The sequence below is a fragment of the Roseofilum sp. KMC-1 genome, from assembly GCF_057802075.1.
In genome coordinates this window covers 3,762,300-3,784,757 of record NZ_CM173605.1, presented here as the reverse complement: position 1 = coordinate 3,784,757, position 22,458 = coordinate 3,762,300, and the positions used below count along the sequence as shown (strand labels likewise).

General features: G+C 45.5%; 23 protein-coding genes. 10 read left to right on the top strand and 13 right to left on the bottom strand.

The window, feature by feature from the left end; genetic code table 11:
- Positions 1–30: 30 nt before the first annotated feature.
- From AC3FZD_RS17350 to AC3FZD_RS17335, 4 genes are all read right to left on the bottom strand, one after another.
- Complete coding sequence (locus AC3FZD_RS17350) at positions 31–1,020, bottom strand: GNAT family N-acetyltransferase (RefSeq protein WP_488737227.1); 990 nt, start codon at positions 1,018–1,020, stop codon at positions 31–33.
- Positions 1,021–1,033: 13 nt separating this feature from the next.
- Positions 1,034–2,365, bottom strand: a complete 1,332-nt coding sequence (locus AC3FZD_RS17345; RefSeq protein WP_488737226.1) for a diacylglycerol/polyprenol kinase family protein — start codon at positions 2,363–2,365, stop codon at positions 1,034–1,036.
- A 17-nt stretch (positions 2,366–2,382) separates the two neighbouring features.
- Positions 2,383–4,026, bottom strand: coding sequence for a DUF6930 domain-containing protein (locus AC3FZD_RS17340; protein WP_488737225.1), 1,644 nt, complete (start codon positions 4,024–4,026; stop codon positions 2,383–2,385).
- Between the two features lie 201 nt (positions 4,027–4,227).
- Positions 4,228–4,530: a YkvA family protein gene (locus AC3FZD_RS17335; RefSeq protein ID WP_488737224.1), complete on the bottom strand. Its 303-nt coding sequence runs from the start codon at positions 4,528–4,530 to the stop codon at positions 4,228–4,230.
- 185 nt (positions 4,531–4,715) lie between these two features.
- Here AC3FZD_RS17335 and AC3FZD_RS17330 point away from each other — a divergent pair, with 185 nt between their 5' ends.
- Positions 4,716–5,417: a MotA/TolQ/ExbB proton channel family protein gene (locus AC3FZD_RS17330; protein WP_488737223.1), complete on the top strand. Its 702-nt coding sequence runs from the start codon at positions 4,716–4,718 to the stop codon at positions 5,415–5,417.
- A 74-nt stretch (positions 5,418–5,491) separates the two neighbouring features.
- On the opposite strand, the gene AC3FZD_RS17325 is transcribed toward AC3FZD_RS17330, so the two are convergent.
- Positions 5,492–6,103, bottom strand: a complete 612-nt coding sequence (locus tag AC3FZD_RS17325; RefSeq protein WP_488737222.1) for a hypothetical protein — start codon at positions 6,101–6,103, stop codon at positions 5,492–5,494.
- Positions 6,104–6,237: 134 nt separating this feature from the next.
- Positions 6,238–6,405 (bottom strand): metallothionein, encoded by a 168-nt coding sequence (locus AC3FZD_RS17320; RefSeq protein ID WP_488737221.1) that lies wholly within the window; start codon positions 6,403–6,405, stop codon positions 6,238–6,240.
- A gap of 141 nt (positions 6,406–6,546) precedes the next feature.
- Between AC3FZD_RS17320 and AC3FZD_RS17315 the strand changes: the two genes are divergently transcribed.
- The 7 genes from AC3FZD_RS17315 to AC3FZD_RS17285 all read left to right on the top strand — a co-directional run bounded on the left by AC3FZD_RS17315 (position 6,547) and on the right by AC3FZD_RS17285 (position 10,871).
- Positions 6,547–6,942 carry an ArsR/SmtB family transcription factor gene (locus AC3FZD_RS17315; RefSeq protein WP_488737220.1) on the top strand — a complete coding sequence of 132 codons (396 nt, stop codon included), beginning with the start codon at positions 6,547–6,549 and terminating at the stop codon, positions 6,940–6,942.
- 27 nt (positions 6,943–6,969) lie between these two features.
- Entirely contained in the window at positions 6,970–7,521 is a 552-nt protein-coding gene (locus AC3FZD_RS17310; protein WP_488737219.1) for an ExbD/TolR family protein, read from the top strand.
- 21 nt (positions 7,522–7,542) lie between these two features.
- Positions 7,543–7,722: a hypothetical protein gene (locus AC3FZD_RS17305; RefSeq protein ID WP_488737218.1), complete on the top strand. Its 180-nt coding sequence runs from the start codon at positions 7,543–7,545 to the stop codon at positions 7,720–7,722.
- Complete coding sequence (locus AC3FZD_RS17300; protein ID WP_488737217.1) at positions 7,719–9,941, top strand: hypothetical protein; 2,223 nt, start codon at positions 7,719–7,721, stop codon at positions 9,939–9,941. The genes AC3FZD_RS17305 and AC3FZD_RS17300 overlap by 4 nt, the downstream gene beginning before the upstream one ends.
- 106 nt (positions 9,942–10,047) lie before the next feature.
- On the top strand, positions 10,048–10,260 hold the full coding sequence (locus AC3FZD_RS17295; RefSeq protein WP_006621148.1) for a hypothetical protein: 213 nt from the start codon (positions 10,048–10,050) through the stop codon (positions 10,258–10,260).
- 5 nt (positions 10,261–10,265) lie between these two features.
- On the top strand, positions 10,266–10,673 hold the full coding sequence (locus tag AC3FZD_RS17290; protein WP_488737216.1) for a hypothetical protein: 408 nt from the start codon (positions 10,266–10,268) through the stop codon (positions 10,671–10,673).
- Between the two features lie 45 nt (positions 10,674–10,718).
- The gene (locus AC3FZD_RS17285) at positions 10,719–10,871 is read left to right on the top strand and encodes a hypothetical protein (protein ID WP_488737215.1); all 153 of its coding nucleotides are present in this window, start codon (positions 10,719–10,721) and stop codon (positions 10,869–10,871) included.
- On the opposite strand, the gene AC3FZD_RS17280 is transcribed toward AC3FZD_RS17285, so the two are convergent.
- The 5 genes from AC3FZD_RS17280 to AC3FZD_RS17260 form a co-directional block, all read right to left on the bottom strand.
- Positions 10,861–11,382, bottom strand: a complete 522-nt coding sequence (locus AC3FZD_RS17280) for a hypothetical protein (protein WP_488737214.1) — start codon at positions 11,380–11,382, stop codon at positions 10,861–10,863. The two genes, AC3FZD_RS17285 and AC3FZD_RS17280, sit on opposite strands and share 11 nt — an antisense overlap.
- A gap of 151 nt (positions 11,383–11,533) precedes the next feature.
- The gene (locus AC3FZD_RS17275) at positions 11,534–12,517 is read right to left on the bottom strand and encodes an RNA polymerase sigma factor, RpoD/SigA family (RefSeq protein WP_488737213.1); all 984 of its coding nucleotides are present in this window, start codon (positions 12,515–12,517) and stop codon (positions 11,534–11,536) included.
- A gap of 567 nt (positions 12,518–13,084) precedes the next feature.
- Positions 13,085–14,215, bottom strand: coding sequence for a hybrid sensor histidine kinase/response regulator (locus AC3FZD_RS17270; RefSeq protein ID WP_488737212.1), 1,131 nt, complete (start codon positions 14,213–14,215; stop codon positions 13,085–13,087).
- 15 nt (positions 14,216–14,230) lie between these two features.
- Entirely contained in the window at positions 14,231–17,689 is a 3,459-nt protein-coding gene (locus AC3FZD_RS17265) for a PAS domain-containing protein (protein ID WP_488737211.1), read from the bottom strand.
- Positions 17,690–17,784: 95 nt separating this feature from the next.
- Positions 17,785–19,482, bottom strand: a complete 1,698-nt coding sequence (locus AC3FZD_RS17260) for a helicase HerA domain-containing protein (RefSeq protein ID WP_488737210.1) — start codon at positions 19,480–19,482, stop codon at positions 17,785–17,787.
- Positions 19,483–19,640: 158 nt separating this feature from the next.
- On the opposite strand from AC3FZD_RS17260, the gene AC3FZD_RS17255 reads away from it, so the two are divergent.
- Positions 19,641–20,405: a cobyrinic acid a,c-diamide synthase gene (locus tag AC3FZD_RS17255; protein WP_488737209.1), complete on the top strand. Its 765-nt coding sequence runs from the start codon at positions 19,641–19,643 to the stop codon at positions 20,403–20,405.
- 134 nt (positions 20,406–20,539) lie between these two features.
- Here AC3FZD_RS17255 and psaJ read toward each other — a convergent pair whose 3' ends face one another.
- Together psaJ and AC3FZD_RS17245 are read right to left on the bottom strand one after the other, a co-directional pair.
- Positions 20,540–20,665, bottom strand: a complete 126-nt coding sequence (gene psaJ, locus AC3FZD_RS17250; RefSeq protein WP_271936499.1) for a photosystem I reaction center subunit IX — start codon at positions 20,663–20,665, stop codon at positions 20,540–20,542.
- A gap of 39 nt (positions 20,666–20,704) precedes the next feature.
- Positions 20,705–21,199, bottom strand: a complete 495-nt coding sequence (locus AC3FZD_RS17245) for a Photosystem I reaction center subunit III (RefSeq protein WP_283755712.1) — start codon at positions 21,197–21,199, stop codon at positions 20,705–20,707.
- Between the two features lie 199 nt (positions 21,200–21,398).
- Here AC3FZD_RS17245 and tsaD point away from each other — a divergent pair, with 199 nt between their 5' ends.
- Positions 21,399–22,448 (top strand): tRNA (adenosine(37)-N6)-threonylcarbamoyltransferase complex transferase subunit TsaD, encoded by a 1,050-nt coding sequence (gene tsaD / locus AC3FZD_RS17240; protein WP_488737208.1) that lies wholly within the window; start codon positions 21,399–21,401, stop codon positions 22,446–22,448.
- The last annotated feature ends 10 nt before the right edge of the window (positions 22,449–22,458 follow it).

The window sequence follows — 22,458 nt, the reverse complement described above, 5'->3', positions numbered from 1 at the left end:
CAGGGAAATTTATTCCCAAGTATATGCGATCTAAATAGCTTTGGCAAATAGGGTATACTGACGTATGGGTTGGCTATATCGTTGACTGATGTTCAAGGATGAATTGCCCTCATACATCAGAGCATGAATTACCGATTTATAGCCTAATTTTTGGGCAATTTGATGACATTGAAAAATCAGCAAACTTCCGAGTCCCGCATAGTCTCTTTGGGGTAATATAGCCACTGTCTTAAGAATGAGGGTATCTATGGGTAGCTTCCGTTGTCTTAAGCAAAAATCCGGAAGAGCAAATAAAAAACCAACAATTTTTTTTCTCTGTTCAGCTAATAATACTAATTCTGGGTTAATATAGGCACGGACAGGGTTATATTGGGCCATGAATTCGGACTCAGAAAGGGGGGTATATAAGAAATTTTGCTTAAATGCAACCCTAGACACTTGATAAATTTGATGCAATTCTTGCTCCCAATTTTCTAAATTAAGGGGGCGAATCTTGATATCGAGTTTTTTCAGGCGATCGCCCACTCGCTCTAAGCGGCGATCGCCCTGATTTAAATCGGTGACTAGGGCAGAATAATAGCAAGCTAAGGGCGTAAATCCAGCTTGTAAAATCTGTTCCACATAGTTATTAGGATTATCGGGTTCCAGAAAGAAAGGGGGATGCTCTCCTCGCTCTGTAATCCAGCGATAAGTGCGCCAGGTATTGCCATCCATGGGCGCAACAGCTAAGGTACAATTTTGTTGGGCTAAAATCTCTAGGCTATGACTCCATAAAGCTTGAGCGCTTCGATCGTCTTGAGCAGAATAATGACCGATTAATCCCAAGGTTTCTTGGTTGTATGTTGGCGCATTTTTCCACCAGAGTGAACAGCGAGCCACTAATATTTGATCCTGCAAAACTGCCAGATGGAGATCGGGTTGATGTTGGCTAAAAAGGCTTGAACTTAAAGCAGTAATTCCATCGAGACTGGCTAAGGTTTCTAGCTCAGAGGCTTTCTGGATTAAACGATATTCGTACATAGAAAAATACCTATTACCTATTACCCATTACCAAAATGCTTAAACTAATCGCCGATCCCAAGGCAACGATCGCTGATCGCCCGATCCACATCCAAGTTTCATCCAGATCTCGGTAATTGGCTTGTAGGGTAGCAAAGGCAATGGCAATCAATCCCAGGGTAACGAATCCTTCTCCAGCGTAGGCGATCGCCTCACCTGCCCACCCTTCAATCCAGAGAAAGGGTACAAAAATTAACCCCCAGCCCTTCACGACAGAACGCCCGATAAACGCTCCATTGGGCAATTGAAGATGAGTTTCGGGTGTGGCAATATCAATGATGGCTAGATGAGCCGCAAATGCCAGGGTATAGGGATAAAAATACAGGGGTTCACCCATGATTTTACCCACCAATAACCATAAAATTCCTGTCGAGCCAATACTCAATACAGCACGCATATCATGGCGACGTTCCCGGTATTGTGCAGTCCAGGGACAGAGCAAACAATAGGCTAGAAACAAAATAACCGGGGGAATAAACCAGCGCCAATCGGCTAATATCCAGGTTAAATATCCAAACCAAGCACTCCCTAAAACGGCGCTATCATTGAGGGTGGTTCGATGTCGCCAACTCAGGGTTAAGATCCCCACAATCAGGGTGAGCATGAGTCGAAAACTGAGATCGGGGATATTCATTGGCAGAAATAATTGTAACATGATCAATCCGCCGACAGGAATAAATAGATTATCCAACCCTTCCCAGGCGATCGCCTCTAATACCATCACCTGCAAGCCTAAAATTACGCCAATTAATAAGCTCTCAGCGCGTCCTGTATTCGTGAGCAATAGTAAGGGAATATGGGTGCTTAAAAAAGCGACGGTGAAAAAGGCGATCGAACCTTCCGCGCTTTTACGTCCTTCTGAGGTACTATAGGTGTGTAATCCATAGCTAACCCCAATGAGGGCTGCGACTGCATCTCCGAGGGTAAGCAGGAGCATTGGAATCAGATAGTAGACGAGATTACCTTGGGACAAGGTAAAAACGATGGCAACCGATAAGGGAAAATAGACTTCCCCCCAGGAGCTACGACCCACTCCATCAGTGACACTACCCAACTGTTGATGAAAGTAAGGGATAAACTTAATACTGCATAAAAAGGCGATCGCCCCCATAGCCAAACCGATCACCGGCAACGGAGAATCAAATAACCAGGGAAAGCTCAAGGTAACCAACCCCATCCCCACATGAAGCAATTTACGCACCCATTCCGGATGGGGAGATCTCCAACGCTGATAACTTCGCAACAGCATCATCAATCCCCCCAGAATGGATAAGACTAAAAGTACGCTAACCCAAGCTGGAAACATGGCTCATTCACAGCTTTTTACAAAAAATACCGATTTTTCTGCAAAATCCCTAATTTTAGATCCTGAACTGACAAAAATTTGGCTTCAAATAAGGCTAACATATCTTTTGCTTGAGGATTACCACGGGATTCACCTCTCATCCCCATGGCAATAATTAAACCACAATAGCCTTGAGTTTTACGACACTGAGCTTCCCAATTTTCTCGGTTTTTCTGGTGTGCAGAAGTGATTTCAAATTCATCAAATAAGTATAAATCTCCATCTCCAGTTTGGAGAATCCCCAGATCTAATGTAGTTTCTGTATAGGGATCTTCTCCTAAATTAAATCCAATGCCATACAAGCCATCAAACAGTTCTAAATCCTGAATTAAAATCTTGGCATTCTGTTTACTGGTTTGAATAATAACTATAGGTAATCCTTGTCCCACACCTCGAATTTCTTCTGGTGCAGCAGGATGAAACTCAATTTTTTTATGAATAATTTCCCAAGTTTCCCAAGACAGAATATCCAGACGACAGAGGGCATTTTCCGGAATCAAATCATCTTGTACTAGGGGGAAATTGACCTCTTTATCTTCTTCATTCGCTTCTGAAGATTTCATCATGGCATCGAGTTCTAGGGCAACTTCGGGCAGGGTTTCCACTTTAACCAATAAGGAAGATTTTTGATCTTCATCGGTTTTGGGGGGAGAAATGCGATAGCGTTGCTCGACAGATGTAAAATTCTCTAGATCCAGGGAATTCCGAGTGGATTTGAAGAATCGATGTAAGGCTTCTAGGGCAACCATTATGGCTACCGGTTCTCGATCATATAAGGTAGTGCGTAAGCCTTCGAGGGGATGAATTACGCCAAAAGAGGGTTCAATTTCTGACCAAGAGAGCAGATCTAGAATACATTCTTCTTCAGCTAAATCGGCGAAGGGAGACTCGTCTTTTAGGTCGAAGGTGACAAAAAAACAGTCTTGATGAAACAGAGCTGTTTCTATGTCTTCCATGGTGTTATGGTCAATTACTGCTTGACGAAATTGTTTGAGAGAGTCGAGGGAACGGTAGAGCAAAATTCCGTATTCTTCACCGAGCATTCCCAGGATCGACACATAAAAGTTTTCAATGTCCCATTGATTCAGTTGTACAGAGAGAATTTGATGTTCGGCTAGGGTTTGCCAGGGTTGAATTTGCCAAATTTTTTTGGCGCTTTTGGATAGCGAAGTTAGATATTCTGGAGCGATTTGGGGGGGATGTTGGGCCACTTCTTGGGCCATCTGTTCAAAGAGATGATCGATGAGGGGGAGTTGGGGCCGATATTCAATGACAATATCGAGGTTTTGCAATACGCCTCGGAGATAAAATTGGATTTCGCGATCGCAGACTACAATTTTTTGGGGCCGGCTGGGTTGACTAGGAGCTGAGGGTGCTTCCATTGCTTTGATCAATGCTCGGACAATTGCCTCTGGGCCAACTTGAGAATTTACCATTTCCATTGATCTGACTGCCCCTTCTGAGCCATCCACCCATAAAATGCATTCAGGAGGAGACCCACTCGGGCCCGATCCTGGCCGTAGTGAAATCGGTAGAGCGCGGCGTTCTCCTTCCCAAATACTCTCTCCTGGTTGAGGTAGCTGTTGAAGACGGCGACAGGTGGAGGGGGTTAGGGTGATCATAGGGTTGTGTCTAGGAATGGCCAATAAATATCTAGGGTTGATATCAACTCTAGATCCTGATTTTAATGGCGATCGTGTGGCTCCTGACAATTCTCCCAGTTTTGCCCCTTGCCCAGATGGTTCCTAGATACTACCCTATTATGCTGATAACCGTCTCTTGATAGGGGATTTTGGCTCTCACCCATCCCTTGGTCTAGGGGACTAATCTAGGGAAATGACATCTACATCAACGGTATTTTGGGGTTCAGTTCCTTCCCCCGAAGAGGCAGCAGTGGAGGATGCTTTGGCTTTCACTCGGTCTAAAATCAGTTGGGAGACCTCGGAGAGCAAAATGACCATAACGGCTACATCGTCAATTTGACCGGCGATCGGAAATACATCGGGGGAGATGTCTAGGGGACTGAAAATATAAACCAATGTCCCTAGAATAATCCACCAGCGATATTGGGGATTCCGAATCATGTTTCGATACCAGGTATACAGGGATTGAATGGGATTACTCATAAGATCTCTTTCTCTCATTGACTCTATTGTGGCAAACTCTTATCCTAAATGCGGGTAAGGATTTCCTCACCTGCTTCAATGGCCCATAAAAACCCAATCATCAACTCCGAAGACCCTAAAATGTAAGACAATCGAAGAACACTCAATCCATTACCCAGCGTTTAGGCACAGAGAATCAGGCAACCATGACGATCGCAGAAATTTTAGAGAAAGGGGGGTTAACCATTGGCCCATTACTGTTCTTATCCGTACTTGCCCTTAGCACGATTATTGAACGGTTATGGTTTTGGTGGACAGTCTTAACCAAGGAAAAAGAGCTGATTGGACAAATCCTCGAAGCGGCAAGGGAAGACTGGAGAACGGCCCCGGAAATTGCCCGACGCGCCAGCGATCAACCCGCAGGCAGGTTCCTCTATGCTCCTTTACGTCTAAGAAATGCCGATCCGGAGGCGTTTCGGTTGGCTTTAGAAGCAGCCGCCGATGATGAATTGGCGGCTATGCGCCGGGGGGATAAAATCCTAGAGGCGGTGATTTCCCTTTCCCCCATGTTGGGACTCTTGGGAACAGTATTGGGATTGATTAATTCCCTCGGCTCCATTAGTATTGCCGATTTAGCCACATCTTCTACTCGTGGGGTAACTTTGGGCATCAGCGAAGCCTTAATTAGTACCGCCGTGGGTTTGGTGATTGCGATTACTTCTGTGGCCTTTTATCGCTTATTTCAAGGCTTTATTTTTACGCAGGTTAAGTTATTTCGCCGCGCTGGAAGTGAATTGGAGCTATTGTATCGTCAATATTGGTCAGATCAGGAAAGCGATTATTTGGAAAAAACGCCCCGCACTTTGGGTAAAGGTTCTGTGAAAGCCGATGGTTCTGATGCTCCTTAAGGACATGAAGGGGCGATCGCTCCCCTTTATGAGAACTTAGAAAGGCATCAAAGATTCATTGAATGATAAGGAGTTTATGCCCCTTGCAAAATGCCCAACAAACTCTTGAGCAAGGGGTCTAAATCATCAGGAACCTTAAATAAATTCAGATCCTGAGTCACTTGTTTTAGATCCCGATCCAATTGACCAAAACGCCACACATCCCCCATCGTCACCGCTCCATACAATACAGCTTGTTCCTCAATATGCGACAGGGCAATTAATTCCACAGCTAATTGAGTAAATCCTCTGGTCAGGTCATCATTTTTCGCTTCAACCACCAGTAAATTATGAGTCGATCGCAACAGATAATCAAAACTGCCCTTGAGCCAATTATTAACAGTTAAAGGATATTCAATCCGCATCTGACAATGGCAATAGCGGATCGTTTCTAGCAAGACTGGGGAAACTAGGGTTTCTCGTCTTGCCGTCTCATTACTCAAGCTAATAAAGGGTAAAGTCTCTTCAATGCGTTGCTTGAGTTCTGGTACACGGTCTAGGGGTTGAGTGGTTTGGGGTAGAGAGAGACGCGATTTAACCAGAGTATAGTCAAACTCGGCTAAAATATCATCGGCTTCATAGGGCAACTCAAAATAAGACCGAAAGGTGTAGGATTGCCCTTCCTGGAGAATTTTCAGTTTAGCCATAGCAACACTGACTCCTGCCAATACAATATCCCATCATCCTAGGGTCGGCAGGAGAAGAAGTGGTATCATTCAACTTCTACAAGCATATCCTGCCCACCCTACTCGATGCTTTAATCGATTATCTAGACTTGAGATTATTTGTGACAATTACACCCCTCATGACCACAACCTGAACCATCAGGATGACCATTGGCGCAAGCTTCACAGCAATAAACCTGGCCGTTTTTCTTTACTCCAGTCGCTTCGTCAACCATACAGCTACAAGACTCACAAGCACATTTGATTTGGGTTACAGTTGCCATACTCTTGTCTCCTTGACTTACATCTGAACAGATATTCATAGGTTATCATAAAATAATTGAACAGTTGTTCAGATATTGTTAAATTTAAATAAGTAGCACAAGAACGGTGTATTCACTCACCCATTAATTCTTACTTCCCCTATGTCACAACCTCCCCTCTCCCAGCCCATAGACTCTCCCCACTGCTCCCCCCACTGTCCCCCCGAAGACTTAGACACCGAACACCGCAAAGATCTAGAATCCCATCTTCTACATCCTCGGAGAGCCACAAAAATGGCAGAATTCTTTAGTATCCTCGGAGACCCCAATCGCTTAAGAATCCTATCCCTATTAGCCACAGAGGAATTGTGCGTGTGTGATTTAGCCAGCACCCTCGAACTCACCGAATCCGCCGTTTCCCATCAACTGCGAACCCTCCGCGCTCACCGGCTTGTCCGTTACCAAAAACGAGGCCGAAAAGTCTATTATTATCTAGACGATCGCCATATCCTCGATCTCTATCAGACTGTTGCCGAACACCTAGACGAAAGCGAATAAACCTGAAAACCGAGAAGCAACCACACTATGAAAATTAACTGGGATAATCCAACAGAAGAGGTACGGATCGAAGTTATCCCCCTCATTGATGTTATTTTCTGCATTTTGACCTTTTTTATCCTAGCGGCGGTGGGGTTGACGCGCCAGCAAGCGATTACGGTAGATTTGCCCCGTGCTGCTACAGGAACCACCCAAATGCAGGATATGCTCATCATCAGTGTGGATACTGTAGGGCAAACCTATATCGAACAGGAATTAGTGCCTAGGGATCAATTGCGGCAACGGCTACTCGCTTATCAGATTCAAGCTCCCCAGGGCTTAATGGTGCTGTATGCCTCGAAAACCGCCCTTTATGAAGATGTTGTCCAAATCTTGGATTTAATGCGCTCTGTGGGGGGCGATCGCGTCGCTTTGGCAACCCTGCCTACAGGGGTGAGTGCCCCAGAAGTTCAACCCCCCGCAGCACCGAATCTGGATTTAGGAATTCCCGGTTTAACGCCCTTACCCACTCCAGTTCCAGCGCCTGAACCCACAGCCACTGTACCCCCAGCACCAGCGACTCCAGAGGCTCAGGAGTAATCATTGGGGAAGCTGCCCCCAGTGTTGAAGGAATGGGAGCAGTTTTTGCGGTTACAAAAGATTCAGGAAGAACCTCGCTACAGCGTCTATCATGCCTCGTTTAGCGACTTTCTCAACGAGCAAGCCAAAGATTCAGGAGTTGACCTAGAAGAGATTAACCGCCGTATGGGTGACAATTTAGCCGATGGAGCGCCCCTATGACCACAAAATTAGGAGATTGGATTCAGCAACAGTTACCAGAAGACCGCCTGCACCTGCTCCGACATCAACCCAGTTATTTTGCCAAGGGGGGACAGGTACAGCGGTTGGTAGCTTGGCTCACAGATTTTGGCTTTTTGGAGCAAAAGTTAGAGGCTGTGGGGATAAACCCGTTAATTGATGATTATGATTTGGCGTTACCCTTGGTGTCGGAAACGGAACAACAGACGTTAAAGCTGATTCAAGGGGCGTTGCGGCTATCGGCACATATTTTAGATCGGGATAAGACAAAACTGGCGGAGCAAATGCTGGGGCGGTTATTGTCGTTTTCTCAGCCTGAAATTGTCGCGTTACTGGAACAGGCAAAACAATGGCGCGGAAACACCTGGTTTCGTCCCCTCACCGCTAACCTTACCCCTCCCGGCGGGCCACTGATTCGCACCCTCACCGGGCATAATGACTCGGTAAATGCAGTCGCCCTCTCCGCCGATGGCAAAATCGCCGTTTCTGGTTCACGGTTCTCACGGTTCTATCCCCTGAAAGTTTGGGACATGGCACAGGGAAGGGAATTGCACACCCCGCCCGGGCATAATGGCTGGGTACTAGCAGTCGCCCTCAGCGCCGATGGCAAAATCGCCGTTTTTGGTTCAGAGGATAGTACCCTGAAAGTGTGGGACTTGGCACAGGGAAGGGAATTGCACACCCTCACCGGGCCTAGTCACTACTCGGTAAATGCAGTCGCCCTCACCCCCGATGGCAAAATTGCCGTTTCTGGTTTAGGGGATAGTACCCTGAAAGTGTGGGACTTGGCACGGGGACAGGAATTGCACACCCTCACCGGGCATAATGGCCCGGTACTAGCAGTCGCCCTCACCGCCGATGGCAAAATTGCCGTTTCTGGTTCAGCGGATGAAACCCTGAAACTGTGGGACTTGGCACAGGGAAGGGAATTGCACACCCTCAGAGGGCATAATGGCCCGGTACTAGCAGTCGCCCTCACCCCCGATGGCAAAATTGCCGTTTCTGGTTTAGGGGATAGTACCCTGAAAGTTTGGGACTTGGCACGGGGACAGGAATTGCACACCCTCAGAGGGCATAATGGCCCGGTACTAGCAGTCGCCATCACCGCCGATGGCAAAATCGCCGTTTCTGGTTCAGAGGATAGTACCCTGAAAGTTTGGGACATGGCACAGGGAAGGGAATTGCACACCCTCAGAGGGCATAATGACTGGGTAGGAGCAGTCGCCATCACCGCCGATGGCAAAATTGCCGTTTCTGGTTCAGCGGATGAAACCCTGAAACTGTGGGACTTGGCACAGGGAAGGGAATTGCACACCCCGCCCGGGCATAATAACTCGGTAAATGCAGTCGCCCTCAGCGCCGATGGCAAAATTGCCGTTTCTGGTTCAGGGGATAGAACCCTGAAACTGTGGGACTTGGCACGGGGACAGGAATTGCACACCCTCACCGGGCATAATCTCTCGGTATTAGCAGTAGCCATCACCCCCGATGGCAAAATCGCCGTTTCTGGTTCAGCGGATGAAACCCTGAAACTGTGGGACTTGGTAGGGGGACTGGAATTGCACACCCTCAGAGGGTATGATAACTTAGTAAATGCAGTCGCCATCACCGCCGATGGCAAAATCGCCGTTTCTGGTTCAGGAGATATATTCAGTTCAGGGGATAGTACCCTGAAAGTTTGGGAAATGGCACAGGGAAGGGAATTGCACACCCTCACCGGGCATAATCACTCGGTAAATGCAGTCGCCCTCACCGCCGATGGCAAAATTGCCGTTTCTGGTTCAATGGATAACACCCTGAAAGTGTGGGACATGGCACAGGGAAGGGAATTGCACACCCTCACCGGGCATAATCACTCGGTAAATGCAGTCGCCCTCACCGCCGATGGCAAATTCGCCGTTTCTGGTTCAGTGGATAGTACCCTGAAAGTGTGGGAAATGGCACGGGGACAGGAATTGCACACCCTCACCGGGCATGATAACTCGGTAAGAGCAGTCGCCATCACCGCCGATGGCAAATTCGCCGTTTCTGGTTCAGAGGATAACACCCTGAAAGTGTGGGATTTATTAACGGGAAATGAGGTGGCGACGTTTAGTGGCGAGTTTGGGTTTCTGGGTTGTGCTGTTGCTGCTGATGGGGTGACGGTGGTGGCGGGGGATGCTGGGGGGCGGGTGCATTTTCTGCGGTTGGAGGGGGTGTGAGGGAGTGTGGGGGAGCAGGGGGGCAGGGGGGGTTCTGGCGGAAACTTGCGATAAAATCATAACTGTCCCACTTAACCCCCTGTCCAAATCACTCCTTTTTCAATTTATGATGACACTTACAGAACTACTCCCAGCCATTAAACAACTTTCACCCCTTGACAAAATTAAACTGATTCGTTTGTTGGCTGAAGAAATGGAATCACGAGAAAAAATTGCCCCTTTAGAACCCGGTAAAGCCTATAATTTACCAACTCCTTACAATAGTTTTGGTGCGGGGGCGATTCTGATGCAGGTCATAGAGTCCAGTGATGAGGCTTAATGACCATGGGATTTCGTTACTCTACCACTGATTCATCTCAAAATGAATTTGATAGCCTGCCGCGAATCCCCATGATTATTCGGCGAGAGGGTCATACGGTTGAAGCCATTGGATTAGTTGATAGTGGTGCAACGGTAAACGTTATGCCATTAGATATGGGACAACAATTAGGGGCTGTCTGGGAAGACAACAAGGCAATCATTCAACTGACTGGTAATTTAGGAAAGCAACCCGCGATACCTTTTTCGGCAGTGGTTCAAATTGGCGATATTCCACCGATTCAGTTAGTGTTTGCTTGGACAAAAAACCTCGATACATCTCTGATTCTAGGACAGACAAACTTTTTTATGGAATTTGATGTGTGTTTTTACCGTTCCCGGATGGAATTTGAGGTTAAACCTAAGTCTCTGTAAACGGTAGGGCGTGCATAATTCATGTCTGAAACCGGAAGGTAAACTATGACTAAACAAGTTCCCGAACCCAATGCGGAGTTACTATCCGTTGATGATATTCATCAAGATGTGATGACCCTAACAACGGTTTTAGAACAAAGCCATGCTGAACGCAAAGCCTATCAGATTTTATCCCGAGCTGTAATTGTTAATTGTTAATTGTTAATTGTTGTACATCTTGGCGACAGGTTTCCAGATAGCCAAGCTCTGCATCCCTTACTTCTGCAATGCGGTGCATACCTTGTGGCTTAAACTGGATGTTGTGAGTGTCTGGACTAGAGGCGATCGCCACCGGTTCTAAAGCCATTTGATAAGGATGGAGAGTGCGATCGTAGCTATCAATCACCGTCATCGCTAAGTGATTCGGAGCCACCTGTCCATAGAAACAATCAAAGGAGGAATGGGGGAGATACAAGGCTCCTAAAAGCTTGTGCTGACGGGCTTCAAACACCATATAGCCCTGGCCGAGCTGATCGGGTTGAGGAGATTCTCCATAAAAATAAACCCCATCTGGGAAATGGGCAACACTTTCAGACTCGGCAGAGGCTTGGCCAGAGTTGGAAACCCTTTGGGCTAGGGAGGGAGAACCATTGAAGGAGACCATCAGAGCCACCATCAGAGGCGTTAGCAAGGTTGAAGAGTGAGCTAACGTTGAGGTTAAGCGTTGCATCTGAGATGAGAAAAATTGAAACACCCTAGTCTCCTCCTTTAAGAATAGATATCAATCAGTGGGATCGGTTGACTTCCTCAGAAGCACCCATAAGGTTTCTTTGAGTTCAAGCTGGGTGCTTCTGAGGGTTTTGGCAAAATACCACAGACCATTAGCTGGCTAAATACTCGCGCACCAGACCCCGATGGCGGCGCAAGTAGGTTAAAGCTTGTCTTTCCAGTTGACGGACGCGCTCGCGACTTAAACTCATGCGTTGACCGACTTGAGAAAGGGATAACTCATGGCCATCGGTGAGTCCAAACCTTAAGTTCAATACCTCTCGTTGTTGAGGGGTAAGGTCGGCGATCAGATGGTGCAGATCTTGGCGTAGCAGTTCTTGAGTGGCATAGTGTTCTGGAGAAATTCCGTCATCTTCCAAGAGTTCTTGGAGTTCCGTATCTTGGTTATCCCCCACCCGTAGGTCTAGGGAAACTGGTTGACGGGAGAGGGTGAGGTATTCACGGATTTGAGCCGGTTTGAGATCTAAAGCCTCAGCAATTTCCGTGGGAGTAGCACTGCGGCCGAGTTGTTGGGAGAGTTCCCGTTGAATTTTCTTGATTTTGTTGAGTTTCTCCGTAATGTGGATCGGTAGGCGAATGGTTCGACCTTGTTGGGCGATCGCCCGCGTAATGGCTTGGCGAATCCACCAATAGGCATAGGTCGAGAATTTATAACCCCTCATGGGGTCAAATTTCTCCACTCCTCGCTCTAGACCGAGGGTTCCTTCTTGGATTAAATCCAGAAACTCCATATTTCGTTTCTGGTATTTTTTGGCGATCGCTACCACCAGACGCAAATTAGCTTCAATCATTTTTTGTTTAGCTCGTTGACCTTGCTTAACAATCCGATCCAACTCTTGAGGATCTAACTGCACGAGATCTGCCCATTCTTGGTCACTGATCGAGCGATCGAGTTGGGCTTCTTGTTTCTCCTTAACTTCAATCAACTGCATCATATGCTGAACCTGTTTACCCAAGACAATCTCTTGCTCATGGCTTAACAGGGGAATACGACCGATTTCATGCAGGTATGTCCGTACCATATCTGCTGTATAGGTGGGAGCCTTGGTTTGCGTCTTAGTCTGTGTCTTGGTCATGGTTTTAGGCATAGGATTAGCGGGGTTAATGCTGAAAACTTGAGAGCCAAAAACCGTCTACTCTATGTCGTAGACGCTTCCCGGACATCTATATTGGGGGTATCTATTCCTAGGGTTCCCGATCCGTTGCCAAAACTTGACAACTCGGACTGGAGTAATCAGTTCATCCACCTTTTAGCTCCTGGTTCCGTTGGGACATTCCCTAACTTGAACTTCTCTTTCAAAGATGGGGTGAATTTCCGGCTGTTATCTAACTTGCTTTGTTTCTAAGATAAGTTAAACTTCTACTTCAATACCTCCTCCTTTCAGGTGAATTTGAAGTTTTATTTTCTTACGCCAATTAGACTAAGTTGTTTTACTTATTTGACTTACAGAAACTCATTTTTCTTTTCCATCTCTAGGATCGAATATTTTCCAGGATCTGTCAGTTCGGTTCATCATCGAGATTGCCGAACCTTTGCCGATGGGTTGGAATGACGAATTTTTTCCCTTTGAGTTCCTCAAACCCCAATGGGAAAGCTCTCAAGCCTTCCTAGACTTCATTTGTAGTATAGCGTAACTTGTCGATTAAATCAACCCCCCATCTCCCCATCTCCCCCTTTCCAAAGAAGGCAACTGAACCCGGAAGGTTGTACCGACTCCCACCTGACTCGAAACCTCAATGGTTCCTTGATGACATTCCACAGCTTGCTTAACAATATACAAGCCGATCCCTGTACCCTTAATTCTGCCCACATTAGTAGCTCGTTCAAAGGGACTATAGAGGTTTTCTAGATCTTCGGCGGGAATTCCAATCCCCCGATCCCTGACTTCTAAGAGAACCCCATCTGGTTGAGTCGTTAGAGTCAAGCGAACCTCTCCTCCTTCTGGAGAATATTTAATGGCATTAGAGAGTAAGTTATTTAAAATATGCTGAAGGATATCTTCATCAAGATATTGACACAAGCTTTGGCGATCGTAGTCAAACTTCAACTCACATTTATTATCGGCAATAATCTCAAAAAAATCCAATCGCTCTTGGCAAAATTTAACGATATCAATCGCCACAGGATTTAAGGGCAATTTCCCGGACTCTACCTGATCGATAGTCAGCATTTCCTCCAGTTGTAGAGTCATATTTCTAATGGCGATTTGCATTCGGTCGAACTGCTTACTCTTTTGAGATAAATTCAACTCATCGCCATATTGCCGCAGAATTTCTAGGGATACCAAAATATGAGTTAAAGGGGCACGCAAATCATGAGAAATCATCGAGACAAAACGAGATTTTAGCTCATTCAGCTTTTTCTGCTCATTCCACAAGCATTTCATGCTTTGGTCTTTTTGGTGTTTGGCTAGAGACAGGGCAATCGTCGATTTAATATCCTCTAGCTTTGCAGGTTTATTCAGGTATCCATAGGCCAAGGTTTCCGTGGCATCTTCCAAGGTTTTGGTGTCACTAAAAGCCGTTAAATAAATAATGGGAATATCATAGTCCTGAAGGGCGCGGGCAGCTTCAATTCCACTCATACTCCCTTGAAGCTTAATATCCATTAAGATCAAGTTTGGAGGATTATTTATTACCTGATTAATCGCTGCTTCTCCCGTCTTGACAATTCCAGAAACTTCATACCCCAATTCTTTGATATTATCAGCTAAGTTATGAGCAACTATTAATTCATCTTCGACAATTAAAATTTTTTTAACTAAATCAATCATGGTTTAATAACTCGATCAAGAACATTGTTTGAACCTTAAGTGAAAACCGGTTCCGTTCTCGGTTTCCACTTGAAGATCGGCATCTAACTGATCCGCTAGAATAGACACTAAACGCATTCCTAGGGAAGGGGGCTGTTGCCAACTTATTCCAGAAGATAAGCCTACTCCATTATCAATAATCTTTAAATCCAGTTGTCCATGGTCAATTTCACGGAATTTAATCCAAACGGTTCCCTCTCGATCGCCTGGAAAGGCATGTTTTAAAGCATTGGTGACTAATTCGTTGATGATTAAACCGGTAGGAATGGCGGTTTCGATGTTGAGTTGTACGGGATCGGCTTCAATCTCTAACTGAATTGGATTGGATTGCGTCCGATAGGAAGCAGAAATACTCATAACCAAGCTATGGATATATTCAGCAAAATCGATACGAGAGAGACTCTTGGAGCAATAGAGCTTCTCATGAATTAAAGCCATGGTTTTGAGGCGCTTCTGGCTATCGAGTAACAGCGCATTGAGGCTCGGATCGCTGACTTGCCGAGATTGCATATCCAGTAAACTATAGATGATGTTGAGATTATTTTTGACTCGGTGATGGATTTCCCGTAACAAAACTTCCTTTTCGGCTAAGGAAGCTTTGAGTTGTGCTTCCGCGAATTTGCGATCGCTCACATCAAAGATCGCACCATCGAGATAAAGCAGCTCCTCCTGCTCATTCCAGACTCCTTGACCTTTCTCATAAACCCAGCGAATCGTCCCATCACGGGCGATCATACGGTACTCTAGCTCAAAGGGAGATTGTTGGGCTAGAGCTAATTCCACCTGCTCCTGTACCCTAGGTAAATCTTCGGGATGAAGCAAGTCTGCTATCCCTGGTACAATCCGAGACATCATTTCATCTGCGCTATAACCGATGATCTCTTTAACGGCATCACTCATAAATTCCACTGTCCAATCTTCATTGGGTAAACAGCGATAAATCATCCCTGGAATGTGAGAAACCAAGGTACGGTAGCGCCTTTCGTTGTCTTTGAGAGCAAGTTCTACCTGTTTCCGAGTGGTAATATCTTGAATCAATCCAAAGAGTTTAATCACCTCTCCCCGGTCGTTAAAAATGGGTTGTCCTTGGGCCCAAACCGTGCGGATTTCACCGGATGCGCGAGTAATTCGTAATTCAACATCGTATTCTTGCCCCTCGGAAATGGCTTGCTCAACCAGGTATTGAAATTGGCTCCGATCGTCGGGATGATATTGTCGCATATGTTGGGCATAGGTTGGGGGTTGATCCCAGGTGGGATCTTGGCCAAAAATGCGAAAGACTTCATCTGACCAAAAAATTTCTTGGGTGAGCAGATCAAATTCCCAACTGCCTAACCCAGCGACTTTCTGAGAAGCTGCGAGCAATTGTTGGCTTTTTTCTAGGGCAGCTTCGGCTTTTTGGCGATCGCGCAGATCGCGGGCGATCGCACAGCTATACTCTAATCCTCGATACTGAAAGAAATTGAGATTAATTTCTACAGGAATTTCTATACCCGATTGGCTCTGATAGATAGAATCAACTCGCATGAATCCAGCAGATTTGACCTGATTCCAAAACTTTGTCCAAATGTAAGTGCCACTAGAGCGATCGATTTCCCTAATATTCATCTGCAACAATCGATTGCGGGAATATTCCAAGGTCTGACAAGCGCGATCGTTGACGTAAATCAGTTGACCTCGATCGTCAAGGAGCAAGACAGAATCCATCACCCGATTAAGGGTAAATTGGATTAACTTTAGAGTTTCGTCCGCCTGTTTTTCCTTAGTGATATTCTCGACAATGACGATCCCATGGGTGGGACGGATTGGCGAAGATTTCACCAAAGAATCAGGGGTGGAAATCACTGAAGCAATCAACTTTACCCACAAAAATTCTTGGCTCTTATGAATACAGCGTTGTTTAACTTGAAAAGAGGGAATTTCCCCTTTCATTAATCGATTCAGCAATGTGTGACTCAACTGGCGATCGTCAGGGTGGAGTAAATCAACTAAGGTTAGGGATTTCAAGTCTACGGTAGAGTAGCCTAACATGCGGCACAAAGAGAGATTAAACCGTTCTAAACCATACTCAGGATTGAGGATAGCAATCCCTAAAGGACTATCTTCAAAAATGTGACGAAATCGCACTTCACTTTGGCGCAGGGCATTTTCAATCTGGTGTCGTTCAAGAATTTCCGCTTGGAGTTGATCGTTAACTTTTTGTAGTTCTTGGGTACGCTGTTCTATGGATAATTCCATCTGTTCATGGAGATATTCTAGTCTTAGTTCTACCTGTTGTCGCTTTAAGGTATTGGCCAGTAATTCACTAGCCCATTTGAGTTGGCTAATCTGATCTTTTTCCCAAGTTTTAGGCTGTCGAACTGTGGAAAATCCCAGATATCCCCTTAAATAATTGCTCTCGATCAGGGGAAGGAGTAACAATGATTGAGTTTGCATAGCAGAGGCGATCGCATGTTCAGCTTTGGCTTCTGGGGGAAAATCCTGTAAAGAATGAATGGGGATGACTTGTTCTTGCTGGAGATGTTTCATCCACCAAGGGGTAAATTCTACGGGAATTTGATGCCAGAGGGGGGGTAAGGGGCTAATATCAGGATGATGCCATTGATAGCAGAGTTGGGCTATCTGGCGATCGCTCACTAAGTCAAACAAGTAAGCGCGATCGCACTGATAATGTTGAGCTAAACGACCGATCCCTGCTTCTAGGGCCTGATCGAGTTCCCTAGAGTCTAAACGCATAAATTGAGTACAGAGGCTACTGATTAAATGCTCAAACTCGATACGCTCTTTAAGCTTCAATTCTTGTTCTTTTTGGTCAGTAATATCGCGGCTATAGACTACAATACCTTGAACACTCGGATGATAGAGTAAATTTGCGCCGGTAGATTGAAGATAGCGCCAGGAGCCATTTTTATGACGAAAGCGGTATTCTACCCGATGGGAAATGTAGGGTTGGTGGGCAAGTTCAGCAAAGGCCGCCATTACGGAGGCTCGATCTTCGGGATGAACAAAATCAAAGCCGAGTTTACCGATTAATTCTTGGGGCGCATATCCTAAAATTCGCTCCACTGCCGGATTAATATCGAGAATCCGATCTTGAGAATCTTCAATACAGATTATATCAGCACTTTCTTGTCCTAATACTTGCCAACAATCGGTTGTTTTGAGCTTTTTTTGTTGGTGATAAAGGCTTAAGCAATGGCTTTGAAATTCAGCTCCTTTTTCCAGTAAGGGAGGCCAATTTTCGGGATGCAAATCCCGTTGAAGAAACTGAGAGAGACTCTGATGATGCCAGTAAGATAGGGTAGATAAGGGAATTTGGGTGGCGATCGCCTCTTGTACCCATTCTCCAATGCCAGGGGACAACTGTCCCTCTTGAAGATACTCCTGAAGGAAAATAGTATAATTGTCTATCCAATCCTCTGGCGCTCCCGACATTCTTGATTTGCTATCTCCAGCCTAATTGATGGGTTATTCTCCCATCGATCCCGTTTTTCTATTGTGCTATATAACTGGCAATTTTGCTGTAGGGATCAAAACCCCAGATCGCTCATCGCAGCTTCTTCTGCTGCAAAAATATCTTCATCAGCGATATCTTCCCAAGCAGTTTCACCGACTTCAGTATAGAATTTTTGATCGTAGGGGCGAGTCTGTACCACTACTGGCATAGGTACGGCATGACCTAAAACCAAAGCTTGTTGTTTAGAATCGAGTTTAGAGAGAACCGATCGCAAATTTCCGGCTCCAGAAACTCCAGTAAAAATTGCTTCAATATCCTTATCATCATTCAGTAAAGCAGTCACACGGGTTCCCATTTGGGACATCACTTCTTTATCGATGCCAGAGGGACGCTGATCGACGACTAAAAGCGTGACAAAATACTTCCGCATTTCTCTGGCGATCGTACCAAAAATAGTTTGACTACTGATACTTGGATCGAGAAAACGGTGAGCCTCTTCGATAGTAATTACCAGGGGAAGGGGGCGATCGCCTGATTTTTTTGTCTGTAAAAAATGTTCAGCCTTTTTCACATAGGATTGGTGAATGCGGCGGGTAATCATATTGGTCGCTAACATATAGGAGAGTAAATTAGCTTGGGAACCAAACTCAATCACCACATGCTTACCCGCAGCTAAGGTATCTAGAATTTGCCCAAAAGGATTTTGGCGCGTCACTCCCCTTAAATATTTCAGTTGCGTCAAACGATTGAGTTTTCGTTGCAGTGCTGTAACCGACGACTTGCTACCATTATTATCGAGACAAAAATCTTGGATCTGTTCATTACTCATATTGAGCAGTTCTAAGATCCAATTTTTGCCCAACTGATTTTTTAGCAACAGAGCGCTATCTAAACTCGCCTCCGATAGATTTAACTCCTGCTGCACCAGAGCTAGATCTTCAACCTCAATTTGTTCAAAACTTAAATATAATTCTTGGGCATCCCGAATGCCTCGCCGTTGGGCAGATTCTGGATCGAGGGTATACACTTGCACTTGGGAAGGGAACAGTTGTCTTAACCCTTTAGCTGTATTCGCCGTTTTTCCTTCACAAACCGCTTCCCAACCATATTCAGAATGCATATCAAAAATGAGATTCACGCCCACTCGCTGTTTAATAATCCCAGAGAGCAGTAAACGAGCTAAAAAGGATTTACCGGTTCCAGATTTGCCGAAAATTCCGTTACTTCGTTCCACAAATCGGTCTAAATCAATGCAAATCGGAACCTCCATATCCACGGGTTGACCGATGGAAAAATTATGACGATGGGGATCATCTTCCCAACCAAACACCGTGCGAAAGTCTAATTCTTGCGCTTCATAGACTTGGCTAAAGTGACTGGGAATGGTTTTAACGGGTTTGAGGGTAAAATCAACGGCGGTTTGGGCTGAAAATGAGGCTAAATTGGATTGAGCTTCTGAACGAGAGGGTGGAATTTCCTGCTCTTGCGGGGTAATCATCAGCATGGGAGTCACTTCTAGGGTTCCGTAGGTGCTACTGCCTGCTAACACTTCTTGTAAAAAGAAGTTATTGGGATCGGGGGGATTGGCTAGAATGCGCGGGGTTGCCGTTCCTAATGTTACATCAGTTAACAGGCAAAAAAACCGCGATCGCCTGCCCTGAATCACCAAAAATTTTCCCACTCGCATTTCTTCCACAGAGACATCAGGATGCAAGCGGACTTCTAATCCTTTAGAGAGGGAACCTTGAACAACGGAACCTAGAGGAGTCATGATCGATTAAAAATTAAAAGTTAGAACTTAAAAATTATGATTCTTCAGTATATCACTGAGTTCATATAGAGATATTCTGTCGGGAGGTTTTATGAGTATAATTTACTTAAGGTATGATCAGCCGTTACCGATCTGCTCATCTTCCTCCATCCTTTATCATGACTCTATTCGATACTATGCAATCGATTCTTGCCCAACTCCCTTTGCAAGCGCGTCAATGGACAGAGGGGTTATCTTGGCAACAGAGAAGATATGTATTATCCCTATGTCATCTGCTGTTGTCTGCCCCGTCAGATTTGCAAGCTGAATTTTTGGATGAATATACGGCCGATGGTATTGTGGCTAAATTAGTCCAAGATCAGAGAACAAAGGAAAAGGTGGAATATTATTTACAGTTGTTTCAGATTTCTACGGTTTTGGATGAACAACAATTAAGACTTTATATCCGCCAGTTTTATATTCATTCTGCCCATGATTTGCGATGTAAGCCCCAAAAGTTTTTAGAATCTGTGCTACAACTGGTGGTTAATCCAGAAGAAAAAAATAATGTTTTTACTTATACCCTTGGCTTTGAGCTGTTGTTAATGATGTTTGGTATGAGTTGGTTACAGCATGAACGGCTTTATCTCATGCAAATTAACCAAGAGTTTTTTCTCAATAGTTATATTAAGCCGATTCAACATACCCATAAAATTAATCATATTATTAACCCGAAAGATGAGCGCTTGTTTTTTGCTAAACGGAGCTTTTTTGTCCAAAAGCCCCAAGTTTCAGATAAGAAAGCTAGAGAATTGGTTATGGCAACATTTACCACAGACACAGTAACTAACTTGGGATTTTCTGTGATTCGCCATGAAAATGCTTTTGTTTTTGACTATGATTATATTGTCAGTGAAGAAGATGAAGAAAGTCCCTTAATCTAGGAAAAATCAGGGCATTTTCTGTTCCCTGTTTTGAATCAAAAAAAACGCCTTTGGTAAAAAATCCAAAGGCGTAATAGTTTAATTCAATCTTTCCTTCCCAACACAGCAAATTGCTAGGTGAGTATTGCCTAAACTTACATCGGATGGAAAAGTAAGTCAGGGTAAAAACGGTTAAACTCAATTAAAATGCCAGCCGTGACTGTTAGTAATAACATAATCAAAACTGGAGCGGTGGACAGATACTTAAGTAAACCTTCCATGTGAAGACTCCAAAACAAAACACAGACTTGAACAGGATATTAACGGGGCGAAACCGTAATTTCGCTATCTTTAGCGAACATTTCTCCGCTCATCATGTCTTTGGCTGCGACCAGGGGCCAAGCAAAGCCGGTGAGCATCATTTTGATCGCTAGAGGTACATCGATAACCACTTCTTTTTCTTCCGCGTTTTTCTCACCCCGGATAGCGATTAGGTAAGCACGACCTACCCAACCAATCCAACCGGCAATGTACAGGAAGAGTAAGCTGGGGATGATGAAATCTCCAGCATGACTCAGACGACCATCAACCACTAGGTGGGGGAGGCCATCTTCGCCACAGAGGGCTTCAGAATACCGTTCAAATCGTTTGGCCCCAGATTGGGGATCATCGGTGGTGGCGCGAGCTGCTTTAGCCCGTTGCAGAAAAGCGGGTGATTCACTACAGGGAACCAAGTTGGCTAAATCAGCAGAAGCGGGGGGAACAAAGCCCAGCCACAAACAACACATCAAAACCAGAACAAGCAATCGTCGCATGGAAGTGTTTCCTTTTGTTACGAAGTGCAAATTTTATGTTACAAAGAAACCGAAGGCTCTTATGAAAGCCAATCATACTGGACTTAAGAGACTCAGTAAAGATTAAGCTTAAAAAAGTCTCTAAAATCGGCTTTTCTGACCTGTCCACAAGGGAGTGGTGTTCAGAAAAGATTTTTCCCTTACAACAAGGTAGCAGGCAATGGTAACGGTTCTAGCAATTGAAACAAGTTGTGACGAAACTTCTGTGGCAATTGTAAAAAATTGTAACGTTCTGAGTAATTTTGTCGCTTCACAAATGGCCGAGCATGGTCAATATGGGGGGGTTGTACCGGAAGTGGCCTCTCGCTGTCATCTGGAAATGGTGAATGGGGCGATCGCCACTGCCCTAGAAGAAGCGAATCTCTCTTGGTCAGAGATTGATGCGATCGCCGCTACCTGTGCCCCTGGTTTAGTGGGAGCCTTACTGGTGGGCATGACGGCGGCGAAAACCCTGGCTCTCTTGCACGATAAACCCTTTATTGGCGTTCACCACCTGGAAGGCCATATCTATGCTTCCTATCTCACCAATCCCGACTTAAAACCCCCTTTCTTGTGTCTGCTGGTCTCTGGAGGTCATACGAGCCTGATCCAGGTTCACCAATGCGGCAACTATACAACTCTGGGGAGAACTCGCGATGATGCGGCTGGGGAAGCCTTTGATAAGGTGGCTCGTTTGCTGGGACTGGGCTATCCGGGAGGCCCCATGATTGACCAATTGGCTCAAACGGGTAATCCTCAAGCTTTTTCCCTACCCGAAGGGCGCATTTCCTTACCGAAAGGGGGATATCATCCCTATGACTGTAGTTTCAGTGGCTTAAAAACGGCGGTGATGCGACTGGTGAATCAATTGAAGGCTTCTGACCCGGATTTACCCATCGCTGACCTAGCGGCGAGTTTTCAAGACACGGTGGCTAAGTCCTTAACTAAACGGGCTATCCGAGCGGCTCTTGACCACAATTTATCGGCGATCGCCATTGGAGGAGGAGTAGCGGCGAATCGGGGACTACGGCAACACCTGAAAGTGGCGGGAGAGGAGCATCATCTAGAGGTGCTATTTCCACCCATGAAATACTGTACGGATAATGCGGCAATGATTGCTTGTGCGGCAGCCGCTCATTGGGAAAAAGGCGATCGCTCTTCTTTAACCCTAGGGGTACAATCGCGGATGGATTTATCTAAACTGGAGATGCTTTATCGCGCTTCGTCCTAGGGAATAGGTA